We start from the raw sequence: 14,947 nt of genomic DNA on the forward strand, positions 1-14,947 counted from the left end.
TAGAAAGGACCGGGAGTCAGGACCCGATTACTGCGCGGTCGCGTTCATCGCCTTATCGATCGAGAACGGCCAGGCCTGGTAGCCCGTGCAGTCAAGGAGCTGAATTTCAACGGAGGGTTCCTTCGCCATCCACTTGAATTCAAAGATGGTGGGATTGGGCGCCGTGTTGAAGGCTCCGGTCTTGAGGTCGTACTGAGCGCCGGCAGTGGCGAAGTACATCATGACGGAATCCTTGTCGGCCTGGTATTCCGTAAGGGACGTGACGGCGCTGAAGAGGCTGTGGCCGCGCTCCTTACCCCACTCCCAGATCTGTTCGACCGTCATCTTCTTCTGGTCGATCTTGTAGATCACGGAGCGCGAGTACTTCATGTCGGGAAGCGCCGGCTGTTCCATGCCGCGGGCGTCGCCGTTGTCGAAGGCGGAGACGTAGATGATGTCGCCCTTGCTCTTCTCGTCGATCTTGAAGGCCGTGTGCTGCGTCCAGGTCCAGTCAAAGCCGCCTTCGCACTTGCTTCCTTCGCACTTGATGGGCTTGCCGTTTGCATCGACGGGCTTCAGGAGGAGCGGTTGGAACTTTTCCTTCCAGCCTTCCGGCGAACCCAGAATCCACTTCACCTTCTTGTCGCGGCCGATCTTGATGATCGCAGACTGGTGGCGCGACGAGATGATGATGGAATCGTCCTCGGGGTCATAGTCGACGGAATTCACGTGCGCCCAGTTGCGGCCCGCACCGGTGCCCACCACATCGCCGAAGTTGTCGGAGGAATCAGCCTTGGCGATCTCTTCTGCAGTGAGGGTCTTCCCGGCCTGCGAGGCATCAATGTTGAGGCAGACCGCGCCCTGGTCGAGGACCTTGAGGACGTTGTCGCGATAGGGGTCGAGAATGTCAGCGAGGCGCCATTCCTCAACGACGACGCCGTTCTTGTCGACTTCGGCGATCATGTCGCGGACCGTGCGGACGTGCTTGCCGTCATCGCGCAGGTAGTTCGAGCTCGCCACGCGCAGGAAGTAGTGACCGTTCTGCGCGTCGTCCATCGAGTGCGAATAGTCGTTGAAGCGAAGCGGCAGGCGGCGGTTGAAGACCTCGCGCCCGAGGATGTCGTACTTGACGTAGGTTTGCCCGAACCCCCAGGTGAGCATGCCGTCATCGTTCTGCTTGAAGCCCATCATGACGCCGGACTTGTAGAGCGACTGGAGGTCGAAGATGGGGTTCGCGAACATGTACCAGCGGATGTCGCCCGCCGTATCGACCACCGAGTTCTGCGGGAAGAAGTTCCACTGGAGCGCCCCGCCCATGGGGTTGTTCCAGACGGCGCGCGTGCCGATGCCGGATTTTTCCGCGAGGTTGTTGACGAAGTAGAGGCGGTCCTTGAATTCCGGATCAACCTTCTTCACCTTGACGCCGAAGAGCGCGTGGCGCTCCGTCGGAATGCCGGCCACTTCCGTGTAGACGGGCGGCGCATAGAGCTGATAGGTGTCCTTGAAGGATTCGGACTTGCCGCGAAGCGTCCGGGTATAGGAGACCTCGACGTGGTTCAGATAATCCGGATAGAGGCCGAAGACGGGGATGCCGCCGTGGGTGAGCAGCTGCGCGCGAGAAACCGTGTACTTGATTTCCTGGCCGTTCGTTTTGGGAACGATGCGCACGGTGACGTCCGAGAGATCGTAGCCGTTGTCGCGGATCACGGCCGTAAGCGGCGCGATCTCATAGGGGTTCATCATGACCTCGCCGAGATGGCCCTGCATGATGTAGTTGGTGTGCGGGCCCGAGGCGCCGCCCATGGCGAATGCGGCTGCCGGAATGGCGAGCGCCATGCTTGCGCACAGGATGGAGTGCTTAAGCTTCATGGAATTTTCCTCAAAAAATCGTGATGAGTAAAGGGCTTCCTCACCCTCTATCATGAAAGATGAGGAAGCCCTCGGCGCGCGACCTGTCTGCGTACGTTTTTTTGGTAACGTTTCTGACGCTTGCCGTCAAAAAATTGCAGCGGAACTTTCGCACCCTATATTGCTCTGTTCGCTGGCTTGAACGCTGGTGACTAGGCGTGTGGAAAAATGAGCGTAGCTTCCGGGTGGTTGCTGCGTCTACCTGTTTCTCCAACATCTTCGTGGTTGCCAGGGCTTCCTCGAACCCCAATCATTTCTTAATGGAGGGGCTATGAGTAAGTCTAACCGTACCGATACGCCATTGCGAGCTGCCCGTGCGCAGATCAGTAATCCCGAAATTACTGTTCACGCGATGTACCGCTCGGCAATAGGCATTGACGTTCATCTCAACCTACTCGTCTGCTGCCATCAGAAGCAGGTTGCAGGTCATCGTGAACAATCTGAGAGCCGGGATTTCAATACCGACCGCGCAAGCATCGATGCTTTCGCCGCCTGGTGCCGTGAATGCAATCCCGACATCATCCTTATGGAATCAACCGGGTCATTGTGGCAGAGCCCGTACGAAGCCCTCGAGAGAGCCGGCTTCACTTCTGAGCAGCTGGCTCTGATCAATGCCCGCGACGCCAAAGCGGCAGCCGGCCGCAAAACAGACCGCAAGGACGCATCACGTCTGGCGTCTCTTGCCCGAACGGGAAACTTCAAAAAATCCTTCGTGCCGGAGAAGGCCTTTCGTCTGCAGCGCGTCATTTCACGTGATCTGCAGAAGAACAGGAATGACATTTCCCGAACTTCCAATCGTTTCGGCAAGTCTCTGAATCTCACCGGATGCCGGCCTACAACGGTATTCAGCGACATCCGCGGAGGCAAAGCTGCCAGCCTCATCCTGATGGCCAAGCTCAGAGATGATCCGCACTTGTTTGATGTCATCAAGCAAAACAGCCGCCGGCTGCGGGCAAGCCCTGAACAGATCATGCAGGCGCTCGACTTCGAAATCGAGCCAATGATGAAGGAGCAGATTCTGGCGCTCCGGAAAAAGATCGATCAGCTCGAGGAGTACGACCGAAGCACTTTCGAAAGGCTCCGCCAGCTTCAGGCTCCCTACGAGAAGGACATCCAGCTGCTCATTACCATAACGGGAATTCAGGAACGCTCGGCCCGCATGATTTACGCCGAACTCTGTCCGGATTTGAAGGAGCATTTCCCGACGTCAGAGCAGTTCGCTTCCTGGCTCGGCATTTGCCCGGGGGACAACACATCTGCCGGCAAACAGAAAAGTGGAAAATGCCCGAAAGGGAACAAACACCTGAGGCGCACGCTGATTGAAGCCGCCAGAGGACTTGCGGTCGGCGGTACCGCTGCGCTGAAGGAAAAATTCCAGGTGCTCAAGATGCGGCGCGGCTACAGGCGTGCCATGGTCGCCTTCGCACACCTGCTTGCCCGCATCATTTATTCCGTTCTCACTCATCAGAAAGGCTTTGAGCCTTACTTGTCAACGGCGTTTCGGGACGCCTTGATTGAACGAGCGAAGAACGGCGTAAAGCAGTTGCTGAAACTCAAAGGTACGAAATACGTGATCGCTGACGGCCTGGTTGTGGAGACGAAAACGGGTGCGATCCTAGGCGCAGTCGTCAGCAGTTAGCGTAGCTTCAGCAGCCTGAGAAGCAGCAGATACCATGCTGGACGTTCTTGTGAGAACGCCCGCAGGGAAGGTCGCGCGCCGAGGGCTTCCTATCTTTCGTGGAAAATTGCCGGATGGAGGCGCGCACCAGAATTGTGCAAACCTAATGGCAATGACTCAGTCTAGAAAGGAGCCTCTCTTTGCCTCTACGCATGCTTCTACCAGAGCGGTCAAAGATTTAGGATGGAGTCCTTCCATATTCATGAACGATGCGGCCGGAAAGCGCTGCGCATGCTTTAAAAGGCATGGATAGAACGGAAAAATTGAACGATATTTGGTAAACAAGCGAATGCTCTGAACAAGTGTTCGCGGATGGTCACGCTTTTGTTCTCTCTTTTCCTCAACTTCCAGAACCGCATGACTCTCGTTCAAGATCCAACAGGATTTTGATCATTACTACCGAAAAAACTTAAAAAATTTCATTGCGTCGCCGGCGCTTTTCTTGTACACTCGAGAGTAATATATTACTCTCGCAATTTAACTTCGAATGTTCCTGAATTTCACGGTCTCGATACCCAGGCTCAAAGGAAAAATCAGTCGGCAAGGCACTAAGAGCGGAACGTACATCCACTACGTTCTGGAGCGCAGCTACGACCCGAAAAAGAAGCACACGGTGCCCAAGCGTGTGCTAATCGGAAAATGCGTTGGTGAAACCGAGACCATGGTTCCGAATGAAAATTTCCTGGTCTTTTTCCCTGATGCCGTTCTCCCAGAAGTCCGGGAGAGCGCCAGGCGCTGCAGCACGCTTATGGCCGGCAGCTACATCGTCATAGCAAACATCGTGCAGACGTACGGCCTCGGCAAAATGCTCCAGAAGCATTTCCTTGATCGAGCTGGGCTGGTGCTGGATCTGGCCGCCTACATGATCATTGAGGAAAGGAATCAAGGGCAGTACTACCCGGACTACGCATATCGACATCCGCTCTTCTCGAAAGACATGCGGATTGCGAGCGACGCCGCCATCTCCAGCTTCCTCGCCAACGTCAGCCCGGACCAAATTTCAGGCTTTCTGAACGACTGGAACGCAAAGCGCGATCATCGCTCACGGATCTACATTTCCTATGATTCAACTAATAAGAACTGCCAGGCGGGAGATGTTGATTTTGTTGAATTCGGCAAGGCCAAAGTCGATCAGGGATGCCCGATTTTTAATCTTGCCGTCGCCTACGACAAAACCAATCAGGTGCCGTTGTTCTATGAATGCTACCCTGGCTCCATTAATGACGTCAGTCAGTTCAAATTCCTTGTAGACAAGGCAATTGCGTACAACTACAAGCGTATTGGCTTCATCATCGACCGAGGTTATTTCTGCAAGATCAACATCGACTACATGGATGCGAATAACTTTGAGTTCATCATGATGGTTAAGGGCTGCAAGGCACTTGTGGCCGAATTGGTCGACAGGCTCCACGGCACTTTCGAAAATCGCGTCGACGCCTCCCTGCGCGAGCATTGCATCAGCGGCACAACGGAAAAAATGAAGATTTTTCCGGAAGACTCACGGGAGCGCTACTTTCATGTCTTCTTTAACCCCATGAAGATGGCGACGGAGCGGCGCGATATAGAAAACGCGCTGACGCAGATGCAGAAGAACTTCGACCAGTGGGTCGGCCGTGAAGTGGAGTTCGGATCCCCGCATACAGATTACTTCCAGTGTCACTACGACGAAAAAGGCCGCTTCCTTTTTGCCGAAGAGAAGAAGAGCATCATCGAGCATGCTTATTCGAGATGCGGATATTTCTGCATCATTACCTCCGAGAAAATGAGCGCCAGAGACGCTTATCTGCAGTACCGAGGCCGCGACGCCTCAGAGAAGCTCTTCAGCGCAGACAAATCATTCCTGGGCAGCAAGAGCATGCGGGTACACTCCGCAGAAGCCGTAAGAGCCAAGATTTTTATTGAATTTATTGCTCTCATTATTCGACAGAGGCTCTACAACCTCCTGAAGGATGAGATGCTCCGCCTGCCGACAAAGAGGAACTACATGACGGTTCCTGCGGCGATCCGGGAACTGGAGAAAATCGAGCTGGTGAGAATCAATGACGGCAGATATCAGCTTGACCACGCAATCACGAGGACGCAGGAAATCATCCTGAAATCCTTTGGCATGACGAAGGACAAGGTTATGTCGCAGGCCGCCGCCATCTCTGCCGCGCTTGCCGGAAAGAAAGACAGCATGGAGGACGTCGAGGATCTGGAACCGATTGGCGAGGAGGAGAATGAAGATGCCGAAGCGTAAGTCGCTGGCTTCGATTGAGAAGCAGATCAAACTGACTCAGCAGCGGTTGCTGAAGGTCAAAACACGTTACGAGAAGCTCGGGGTAAAGCTCATCGAACTCAACAAGGAAAAGACGCTGCGGCAGGCCGAAGTGATTGCGGAAGCCATGGCTCGAAGCGGTAAGACCATGGAGGAACTCATGACCTTTTTAAGCCGCTGACTGACCGTCCGAAGTCGCGAGAGTAATAAACGGCTGGAAGTTCAGGCTTTTGGGCGCCCGATAGGATCATCCGCCTCTCCGGGGAGAAACCCAGGAGACCTTGCGGGCCGTTTTTTCTGCAGGCGCCGCATCATCCATCGAAAGATCCGCAACGGACTTTTGCGAATAACCGGCTGCCGGGCGGGAAGACCGGTGTGTTGAGGCGCATCGTCGTCAGAATTTGCGCGGCATCGGCTGAAAGCCGTAGCCCAAGAATGCGAAGAGAGCATGAGGAAGATAAGAGCGCGCCTCGTATAATTTTCAATTCGGATTACTTTTCTCAAGGCTTCTCATGAGCTGGCTTAACCACATTCTTCCCAAGATCAAGCGCGAAGAGGCGCCCACCGCCAAAAAGACGAGCGTCGTGCCCGAAGGCGTATGGACGAAGTGTCCGGGATGCGAGCAGCCGCTTTATACCGAAGAGCTCGACAGGAGCCTGCGCGTCTGCCCCAAGTGCGGGTACCACTTCCGCATGGGCGCCCGCGTGCGTCTTCTCTCCTTCCTGGATCCGGGTTCCGCGATTGAGATCGGTTCGGAAGTCCGTGCCCGGGATCCCCTCGGATTCGTCGACAGCAAGCCCTATCCGAAGCGCCATGAAGCGGCAGAAGCCGCCACGGGCGAAACCGATGCGCTCGTCGTGATGTCGGGGACGCTGCGCCGCGAGCCGATGGTGGCCGCGGCCTTTGAGTTCCGCTTCATGGGGGGCTCGATGGGAAGCGTCGTGGGCGAACGCTTTGCGCTCGGCGCTGAGGAAGCCATCCGCCGCCGCTGCCCCTTCGTGGTCTTTACGGCCTCGGGCGGCGCGCGCATGCATGAGGGCCTGGTTTCCCTCTACCAGATGACGAAGACGACCGCGGCGGCGAGAAAGCTCGCCGATGCGGGGCTTCCCTTCATCACGGTGCTCACCGACCCGACGATGGGGGGCGTCTCCGCCTCCTTCGCCTTCATCGGCGACGTCGTGATTGCCGAGCCCAAGGCTCTCATCGGCTTTGCCGGTCCGCGCGTCATCGAGCAGACGGTGCGCGAGAAGCTCCCGGAGGGCTTCCAGCGTTCGGAATTCCTTCTGCGCACGGGTCAGATCGACCAGATCGTTGATCGCCGGGAACTGCGCGCACGCATTTCCGTGCTGACGCAGCTCCTTATGAAGAAGCAGCCTGTGAACGGCATCTGATTGCCGTCTGAAGGCGCAGAATAGGTCTTCCGTCGTCCTTCCTCTGAACCGGCTTTCTAATTCTCAAGCCCGCTCTCCGCTAGAGGAAGGCGGGCTTGAATCTTTTGTTTTTCCCATAAGGTGCAGCGCAACATGCCTGAGACGATCTCCACGCTCGAGGACTGGCTCGACTACATTGAAAAGCTCCACGCAAAGCCGATTGATCTCGGGCTCGACCGCATGAAGGAAATGATCAGGAGGCTCGGCATTGGCTTTGCGTCCCCCGTCATTACCGTTGCGGGCACGAACGGGAAGGGCTCGACCTGCACCTTCATCGAAACGATCTTTCGGGAAGCGGGCTTCCGGACGGCGCTTCATACGTCGCCCCACCTTCTGCGCTTCAATGAACGCGCGCTTCTGAACGGCCGCGAAATCGATGATGATTCGCTCATCCGCGCCTTCCGCGAAGTCGAAGAAGCCCGCGCCGGGATGCCGCTCACCTATTTTGAATTCACGGGGCTCGGCATTCTGAAGTGCTTTCAGGATGCGAAGCCCGACGTCGTGATTCTGGAAATCGGCTTGGGCGGCCGGCTCGACGCCATCAATGCCATTGACCCGGATGTCTCCGTGGTCGCTGCCGTCGGCATCGACCATACGGCGTTTTTAGGCGACACGCGCGAAAAGATCGGGCTTGAAAAGGCGCACATTTTCAGAAGCGGGCGGCCGGCGATTTGTTCTGACCCGGAACCTCCGCAGAGCTTGATTCAATACGCGCATGAAATCGGCGCGAAGCTTTCGCTCATCAACCGCGACTTCCTGGTGACCGAGCATGAAGACGGGTCATTCCGTTTTTCCGGCGCAGAGGGAACGCTCGAGCTTCCGCGGCCGGGGCTCGCGGGCGAAAACCAATACCGCAATGCGGCGGGCGCCATTGCCGCTGTGCTGGCGCTCAAAGAACGCCTCCCCGTCGACGGGGAAGCCTTTGCCCGGGGCATCGCCCGGGCGCGCATCACGGCGCGTTTCGAGCGGGTTGCGGATGCCCCCTGCGAGACGATTCTCGATGTGGGGCACAACCCTCAGGCGGCGGAGGTGCTCGCCGACAATCTCCGTCGCTATAAGCGCCCCGGAGAACTGACGCTCGCCGTCTTCGGGATGCTCACCGACAAGGACCGCGCGCGGGTCACGGCGACGCTAGCGCCCGAAATCGACGAATGGTTCTACGCGGGACTACCCGGACCGCGCGGGGGCGAAGCGGCGCTCCTTGCGCCGTTCCTTGAGGCAGCCGGCGCTGCGCCCTCCGCAATGACGCCCTCAGAGACCGTTCCGCAGGCGCTCGAAAAAGCAAGAGCCCGGGCGCGGGAGCTGAAGGAAGCGGGGCGGGACGTGCGGATCATCATCTTCGGATCCTTTGTGACGGTGGGTGAAGCGCTCGCGTGCCTCGCCCGCGAAGGCATCCGTCGGTGACGGGAGCTGTCCGGAAAAAGCGAAGAGGAATTCCGTTTCGAATTGTTCCGTCCGGCGGCTTCTCAGGAAGACTGCAACTTTTCGCCTGATAGAATTTTCTGATGCATTTGCCCGGCATTTCCCGAAAAGGCTTTTCCCATGTCATTCTTTAATCCCTTCCGGAAAAACAATCGCCCGCAGGGCGTGAAGCTCTCGGAACTTAATCAGGAATCCGTTGCCGGAGAAGATGCCGGCGGCAATCCGCCGGAACGTCGGGAACCGAGCTTTGGCGGAGCCTCTCGCGAAGCTTCTGCACCGCCCGCCTTTCAGCCGGCTGATGCAAACCCTCCGGCCTTCACTTTTGCAGAACCGGAATCCGAAGGGCCTAAGGTTCAGCCGGTTCAGCCGGTTCCGCCGGAGCCTCCGAAGATTCCTTCCGCAGAAGCGAAAAAGCCCGCTCCCTGGGATCCGTACGGCATTGAAACGGTAAAGAACGAACCGGTCATGAGTCCCGAACCTGCGGCCGCTCCTCAGGGGAAGCCTCTCGAGCAGCCCTACGAGGCGTCTCAGCCTGAACCGCTGCCGTCCGTCTCGGAGGTTCCGCAGCCCCTTCGCGAAACCGTGGAAGCGCCGATCCCGGAAAGAGAGGTGAAGGCTCAGGTTCGCGCTCCTGAAGCCGAGGCTCCCGTTTCTCAGGCTCCCTCCGAGCCTCCCCTTTCAGACGAGCCGGTCATGCGGCCGGTGCCGCGCGCTCAGGCCGCGCAGCAGAGAAGGGAAGAGCCGCCGAAGCCGCGAATCCCGACCGATGCTGAAATCCTTGCCCGCCGCCGCACGAAGCATCGTCTTGTGGGCGCTGCCGCCATTCTGATGGCGGTGGTGGTGGCTGCTCCCTTCATTCTCGACAGCGATCCGCCGATTGACGATTCCGGCATGAAGAACGTCCGCATGGAGATTCCGAAGGAAACCGAAACGAGTACGGCGATCAATACGGCCGACGCGCAGAAGAAGCCCGAGAAGGCGGAAGTGAACGTCTCCGATACGACGATGGGAAGCCGCGGCTCGACCGCACAGGCCAATCTCGCCCGCGAGGCGCAGATGAAGGCTCCTCCCGCGCCTGAAAAGAAGGTTGCGGAAGCGAGCGCTCCGAAGAAGGCGGAAGGGGCTTCTGAAAAGAAGCCTGAGGCAGCAAAGAAGCCGGCGCCGGAAGTCGTCAAGAAGCCGCAGCCCAAATCCGCCGGCATTACGCCTCCCACAGGAAAGGGCTGGTACGTTCAGGTGCTCGCTACCGGGAATGAAGAGGCCGCCGAGCGGACTGTCCGCAAAATGGCGCTTCTCGGACTCCCCGCCTATAAGACGAAGGAAGGCGGCAATCTCTGGAAGGTCCGGGCAGGCCTCTACGGCACGCGAAAGGAGGCTGAAGGCGCTATCGGTACGATCGTTCTCAACGGAGTTGCGCAGAAGCCCTACGTTTCCAAACAGTAGCGGATCCGTTTTTCAGTACAATGACGAGCTTCTAGGGGGAGTCCCGCAGAGAAAGGACTTCCCCGCATCGGATTCGCGTGCAGACAGAGACTTTCGACTCCTGCTGCGCCAACGTTTTCAGACATATGACCGAAATTGACTGGATCATCATCGCGCTCCTCGCACTCTCGACCATTGTCGGCATCATGCGCGGCGTCATGCGCGAAGTGCTCGCCATCGCGGGCTGGGTGATCGGCATTCTCCTCGCGATGAATTTTTCGGCCGATCTTGCCGAACACATTCCGCTCGAAAGCATCGGGTGGATTCCGCGCGTGATGATCGCCGCGGTGCTCATCATTGTCGCCGTCCTCTTTATCTGCGGACTCTTCGGCATGCTGATCCGCAAGATGCTTGAAGTCGCCGCCATCACTTTCGAAGACCGTGCGCTCGGAGCCGTATTCGGACTCGTGCGCGGCATTGTGGTGGTCTGCGCCTGCGTCTTCCTATTCGGCATGCCCGCAAGCATTCACGGCAGCCGCATGTGGCAGCAGTCCGTACTGATCGGACCGGCCGAAACGCTTATTGACTGGTCGCTCCCGTACCTCCCGAAATGGCTTTCCGACATGCGCGCCACGTCGCGCGCCTGATGGCCCGAAGGGAATCGAGCTAGCGCCATGATGGATTTCAAACAAAGCCGCTCCGGACTTCAGTCAGGGCGGCTTTGTACATTCTGAATTTTTGAAGTTTTCTTTTTTCGTTTTTCCCCTCAGCGAGGTTTGAACAGCCATGTGCGGCGTAGTCGCTCTTCTCTCCAATGAACCGGTAAATCAGCGCCTCTATGATGCGCTCCTTCTGCTGCAGCATCGCGGCCAGGACGCAGCCGGTATTGCCACGCTCGACGGCCTGCAGTTCCACATGCATAAGGCCATGGGGCTCGTGCGCGACATCTTCCGCACGCGCAACATGCGCGATCTGACGGGCAATGTGGGCGTGGGCCACGTGCGCTACCCCACCCAGGGGTGCGCAAGCTCGAACCAGGAGTCGCAGCCCTTCTACGTGAATGCGCCTTTCGGCATCATGTTCGCCCACAACGGCAACCTCACGAATGCTGAGGAGCTCAAACAGGAGCTCTACGAGACCGACCGCCGGCACATCAATACGACGAGCGACTCTGAAGTCCTCCTCAATGTGCTCGCGAACGAAATCTCGCGCGTGACGGCCGACAGAAAGCTCGATGCGGACGGGATCTTTGAAGCGGTTTCGGCCGTTCATCGCCGCGTGCGCGGCTCCTATGCCGTCGTGGCGCTCATCGCCGGCAAGGGCCTTCTCGCCTTCCGCGACCCGCACGGCATTCGTCCCCTCTGCTTCGGCTCCAACGTCACCGCGACGGGCGAGAAGGAATGGATGGTGAGCTCGGAATCCGTCACGATGGTGGGCCTCGGCTTCAAGCTCGAGCGCGACGTCGCGCCGGGCGAAGCGATCTGGTTCGACTTCAAGGGCAATGTCGAGACCCGTCAGTGCGCGGAGCACGCGGTCGCGAATCCCTGCGCCTTCGAATACGTCTACTTCGCCCGCCCGGATTCCGTGATCGACGGCATCAGCGTCTACGGCGCCCGTCTCAATCTCGGCGTCTACCTTGCGAAGACCGTCGCCGAGGAACTGAACCTCATGGACGTCGACGTCGTCATGCCGATTCCGGACAGCTCCCGCCCCTGCGCGCAGGAGCTCGCGAAGCAGCTGCGTCTTCCCTACCGCGAGGGCTTCATCAAGAACCGCTACGTGGGCCGCACCTTCATCATGCCGGGTCAGGCCGTACGCAAGAAGTCGGTTCGTCAGAAGCTCAACGCCATGCCCGTGGAGTTTGAAGGCAAGAACCTCCTTCTCGTCGACGACTCCATCGTGCGCGGCACGACCATGAAGGAAATCGTCCGCATGGCCCGCGAATCGGGCGCGAAGAAGGTCTTCGTCGCTTCGTCCGCGCCGCGCGTGATGTTCCCGAACGTTTACGGCATCGACATGCCGACCAAGTCCGAACTCATCTGCGGCGACGGCAAGGACGCCGACGCCGTGGCGAAGGAGCTCGGCGCCGACAAGGTGATCTTTCAGTCGATCGACGGCCTGAAGAACGCGCTCCATGACCTCAATCCCAACATCCCCGCCTTTGACTGCTCGTGCTTCGACGGCGTCTACGTGACGGGCGACGTGACGGAAGCCTACCTCGAAAAGCTCGGCAAAGCCGGGAAGGCCGCGGCGAAGGAAAATGACGAGGACGACGCGCAGGCGGGCAATGTGGAATAAGCCAGCTGGCGGCTGAAAGCCTCAAAGCATCTAGCGTTCGGGCGGACTTTCTCAAAAGGGAAGGCCGCCCGAATTGTTTTATCCGGGGTCAACCTTTTTTGGTGATTGAGCTCGCAGGTTTTCATCCTGAATGCTTCGAAAAAATAGAAAACTATTTTTTCTAACAGCTACATAATTTGTAGCTACACTTACTGTAGCTACAATAAGTGTAGCTACAAGTAATGAAGCAATTGGTTCGATATGAAGTTCTACGGCAGAGACCAGGAGATAGCGGCGCTCACGAATGAGCTCCGGCTTGCAGAAACGTCTTCCCGACTGGCGGTTATCACCGGAAGACGGCGTGTGGGCAAAACCAAATTAATTCTGAAGGTTGCCGAAGAGAGCGGCCGGCCCATGCTTTATTTCCTTTGCCGGAGGCGCTATGCAGAAGAAGAACTCGCTCAAATCTGGCTCGATGATGTAAGAGAAACATTTGGCCTTGATGAAGAGGATGGTCCGCGTCGACTCAAGCTCGCTGAAGTCGTCCGTTTCGTGATGAAGCTTTCCCGGGAGAAGCCCTGTGTTCTGATTCTTGACGAATGCCAGGAGCTTGACTACGTGGCTCCGTCGTTCTGGGCAGACCTTCAGGGCGTCTGGGACCGGGAGAAGGACAATTCCCGGCTGCTCCTGATGATGAGCGGCTCCATCGCTGCTGCCATTCGGCATATTTTTGATGATGCGAGCGAACCGCTTTTCGGACGACAGGATCTTGCGCTCACGCTGAGGCCTTTTGGCCCGAAGCTTCTCAAGGAAATCTTTCTCGATCTCCGGCCTCAGGGAACGCCGGAGGATCTCCTCACCTTCTATGCCGTTACGGGCGGCGTCGCACGCTATGTCGCCTGTCTGGCCGATACGGTCCCGCTGACGCAGAATGATATGGTGAATCTGATTTTTTCCGAAAGCGGTTATTTCCTTCGAACAGACGGCGCAACGCTACTCGCGAATGAATTGCGGGTGGAGTCCGCCATCTACGAAAGAATTCTGCGGGCAGTCGCCAGGGGTTCTGCGACATGGAATGAGATTGCGGACCAGCTCGGCGGAAAGAACATCGCCGGCTACATGGATCGCCTCGAGAAGCAGTACGGACTTATCCGGAAATACAGTCCGATGTTCTCTGAGAGTTCCCGCGGCGTGCGCTACGGAATCGCGGATCCCTATTTCCGCTTCTGGTTCCGATTTATTGAACCCGTTCAATACCAATCGCTGGCTGCGCGCGGGAACTGGGAGGCATTACGGGCCATCTGTCTCGATGCGCTCGATCAATACACCGGTCGAACACTGGAAGACTGGTATCACGATCTTTTCGGCGAGAGCCCGAAGTGGACGCGGACAGGCCGCTGGTGGGACAGGCGGGGCGAAAATGAAATCGACCTGATTGCGCTCAACGATCTCACGGGGAAGGCCGTCATTGCAGAGATCAAGAGAAATGCCGACAAGATCGATATGAGAGCGCTTGCTGCCAAGGCTGCAGCTTTTGAAAAAGCCGAGGGGAGAAATCTGAAGAAATACGATCGCCCGGAACTTCTGGGGCTGTCGCTCTCGAATCTCCTCGAGGAAAGCCCCGGCGTATGAATAAAGAAAAGCCGGCATGCTTCAGGCTGCCGGCTTGTCCTCAAGGCGCAGGTTAATGCTGAGGCGGCGCAGGAGGCGTCGTGGGGCTCGATCCCATGATGGTTTCCCAGCCGAGCGGGCAGGAGCGCACCGACGGGTAGTAGCCCTGTTCGGAATTGCACCAGTACCAGGGGTAGCTCGCGGGGGGAACCGCGCTTGTCGTTCCTCCCGAACCTGCAGGCACCGGAACCTCAACAATGCGTTCCACGACGCGGGGTTCGCGCGGGTACGTCATCGTGCCCACCACGATGCCTGTTGTGAGCGCCGGTCCCCAGAAGCCCCAGCTTTGATACCAGCGGGGGCGGTGATGGAAGGGACGGGGCGGCGGCGGAGCGGGACGAAAGCCCGGACCGCCCGGATGATGAAAGCCCGGTCCCCCATGACCGCCGGGAGGCGGAGGCGGCGGTGCAGCGGATGCCGCAACCGATGCGCCGAGAAGCATCGCTGCTGCGGAAAGCGAGATGAGCATTTTCGAGAACGACATGGCTCAAACTCCTTCTGAAAAAATTCTCAACGTGATCCTGAAGATCCGGAACGACGGCTTCGCCGCTACCAATGGTGCGGTCCGGGAGGCGGTGCCGGACGGTATGCGGGCCCGGGATGATGCAACGGATCCGGCCGCGGCCCATAGTGCGGCGGCGCGGGATGGTGCGGAGCGGGGGCCGGCCGATGGTGCGTCGGCGCGACGACGCAGGCGGTGAGCGAGGTGCTCGCCATCACCGCAAGCGCAGCAGTACCGAGCAGTCGGACGATCGAACGTCTTTTCTCTCTCGAAACGGGTGTCATCGGCGTGCCTCCTCAAAAAAGTGCCGGAAAAGGAAATGCCTTTCCTGTTATCCAAGGCTATCACTCCGATAGGTCCGCAAATTTGAAAGAGTGTTTCCTGGAGGAGCCTGTTTGTGA

At 58.0% G+C, this 14,947-nt stretch carries 12 protein-coding genes; 10 read left to right on the forward strand and 2 right to left on the reverse strand.

All coding sequences use genetic code 11. The annotated features are described in order from the left end of the window. Positions 1–27 precede the first annotated feature (27 nt). Positions 28–1,848 carry an aryl-sulfate sulfotransferase gene (locus FG381_RS10695; protein WP_139688779.1) on the reverse strand — a complete coding sequence of 607 codons (1,821 nt, stop codon included), beginning with the start codon at positions 1,846–1,848 and terminating at the stop codon, positions 28–30. A 310-nt stretch (positions 1,849–2,158) separates the two neighbouring features. On the opposite strand from FG381_RS10695, the gene FG381_RS10700 reads away from it, so the two are divergent. The 9 genes from FG381_RS10700 (at position 2,159) to FG381_RS10740 (ending at position 14,005) form a co-directional block, all read left to right on the forward strand. Continuing rightward, positions 2,159–3,526 (forward strand): IS110 family RNA-guided transposase, encoded by a 1,368-nt coding sequence (locus tag FG381_RS10700; RefSeq protein ID WP_139687746.1) that lies wholly within the window; start codon positions 2,159–2,161, stop codon positions 3,524–3,526. A gap of 526 nt (positions 3,527–4,052) precedes the next feature. After that, positions 4,053–5,804 carry an IS1634 family transposase gene (locus tag FG381_RS12775; protein ID WP_226960390.1) on the forward strand — a complete coding sequence of 584 codons (1,752 nt, stop codon included), beginning with the start codon at positions 4,053–4,055 and terminating at the stop codon, positions 5,802–5,804. Further along, positions 5,791–6,003, forward strand: a complete 213-nt coding sequence (locus tag FG381_RS10710; protein ID WP_139686989.1) for a hypothetical protein — start codon at positions 5,791–5,793, stop codon at positions 6,001–6,003. Before FG381_RS12775 ends, FG381_RS10710 begins: the two co-directional genes overlap by 14 nt. A gap of 331 nt (positions 6,004–6,334) precedes the next feature. Then, entirely contained in the window at positions 6,335–7,213 is an 879-nt protein-coding gene (gene accD / locus FG381_RS10715) for an acetyl-CoA carboxylase, carboxyltransferase subunit beta (RefSeq protein WP_139688780.1), read from the forward strand. Between the two features lie 132 nt (positions 7,214–7,345). Continuing rightward, positions 7,346–8,656, forward strand: coding sequence for a bifunctional folylpolyglutamate synthase/dihydrofolate synthase (locus FG381_RS10720; RefSeq protein WP_139688781.1), 1,311 nt, complete (start codon positions 7,346–7,348; stop codon positions 8,654–8,656). A 138-nt stretch (positions 8,657–8,794) separates the two neighbouring features. Beyond that, positions 8,795–10,117, forward strand: coding sequence for an SPOR domain-containing protein (locus FG381_RS10725; protein ID WP_139688782.1), 1,323 nt, complete (start codon positions 8,795–8,797; stop codon positions 10,115–10,117). A gap of 125 nt (positions 10,118–10,242) precedes the next feature. Beyond that, complete coding sequence (locus FG381_RS10730; protein ID WP_139688783.1) at positions 10,243–10,743, forward strand: CvpA family protein; 501 nt, start codon at positions 10,243–10,245, stop codon at positions 10,741–10,743. A gap of 139 nt (positions 10,744–10,882) precedes the next feature. Next, positions 10,883–12,394, forward strand: coding sequence for an amidophosphoribosyltransferase (gene purF, locus FG381_RS10735; RefSeq protein ID WP_139688784.1), 1,512 nt, complete (start codon positions 10,883–10,885; stop codon positions 12,392–12,394). A 240-nt stretch (positions 12,395–12,634) separates the two neighbouring features. After that, complete coding sequence (locus tag FG381_RS10740) at positions 12,635–14,005, forward strand: ATP-binding protein (protein ID WP_139688785.1); 1,371 nt, start codon at positions 12,635–12,637, stop codon at positions 14,003–14,005. A 52-nt stretch (positions 14,006–14,057) separates the two neighbouring features. Here FG381_RS10740 and FG381_RS10745 read toward each other — a convergent pair whose 3' ends face one another. Beyond that, positions 14,058–14,528: a hypothetical protein gene (locus tag FG381_RS10745; RefSeq protein WP_226960292.1), complete on the reverse strand. Its 471-nt coding sequence runs from the start codon at positions 14,526–14,528 to the stop codon at positions 14,058–14,060. Between FG381_RS10745 and FG381_RS10750 the strand changes: the two genes are divergently transcribed. Then, positions 14,506–14,745 carry a hypothetical protein gene (locus tag FG381_RS10750; protein WP_139688786.1) on the forward strand — a complete coding sequence of 80 codons (240 nt, stop codon included), beginning with the start codon at positions 14,506–14,508 and terminating at the stop codon, positions 14,743–14,745. The two genes, FG381_RS10745 and FG381_RS10750, sit on opposite strands and share 23 nt — an antisense overlap. Positions 14,746–14,947 lie beyond the last annotated feature (202 nt).

Origin of the sequence: Sutterella faecalis, from assembly GCF_006337085.1 — a bacterium.
Lineage (GTDB): Bacteria > Pseudomonadota > Gammaproteobacteria > Burkholderiales > Burkholderiaceae_F > Sutterella > Sutterella faecalis.

Excerpts from the sequence above, each read along its gene's own strand:
- FG381_RS10720 (WP_139688781.1), top strand. The coding sequence starts at position 7,346 with ATGCCTGAGACGATCTCCACGCTCGAGGACTGGCTCGACTACATTGAA.
- FG381_RS10750 (WP_139688786.1), top strand. The coding sequence starts at position 14,506 with ATGAGCATTTTCGAGAACGACATGGCTCAAACTCCTTCTGAAAAAATT.
- FG381_RS12775 (WP_226960390.1), top strand. The coding sequence starts at position 4,053 with ATGTTCCTGAATTTCACGGTCTCGATACCCAGGCTCAAAGGAAAAATC.
- FG381_RS10700 (WP_139687746.1), top strand. The coding sequence starts at position 2,159 with ATGAGTAAGTCTAACCGTACCGATACGCCATTGCGAGCTGCCCGTGCG.
- accD (WP_139688780.1), top strand. The coding sequence starts at position 6,335 with ATGAGCTGGCTTAACCACATTCTTCCCAAGATCAAGCGCGAAGAGGCG.
- FG381_RS10710 (WP_139686989.1), top strand. The coding sequence starts at position 5,791 with ATGCCGAAGCGTAAGTCGCTGGCTTCGATTGAGAAGCAGATCAAACTG.
- FG381_RS10725 (WP_139688782.1), top strand. The coding sequence starts at position 8,795 with ATGTCATTCTTTAATCCCTTCCGGAAAAACAATCGCCCGCAGGGCGTG.
- FG381_RS10745 (WP_226960292.1), bottom strand. The coding sequence starts at position 14,528 with ATGTCGTTCTCGAAAATGCTCATCTCGCTTTCCGCAGCAGCGATGCTT.
- FG381_RS10740 (WP_139688785.1), top strand. The coding sequence starts at position 12,635 with ATGAAGTTCTACGGCAGAGACCAGGAGATAGCGGCGCTCACGAATGAG.
- purF (WP_139688784.1), top strand. The coding sequence starts at position 10,883 with ATGTGCGGCGTAGTCGCTCTTCTCTCCAATGAACCGGTAAATCAGCGC.
- FG381_RS10695 (WP_139688779.1), bottom strand. The coding sequence starts at position 1,848 with ATGAAGCTTAAGCACTCCATCCTGTGCGCAAGCATGGCGCTCGCCATT.
- FG381_RS10730 (WP_139688783.1), top strand. The coding sequence starts at position 10,243 with ATGACCGAAATTGACTGGATCATCATCGCGCTCCTCGCACTCTCGACC.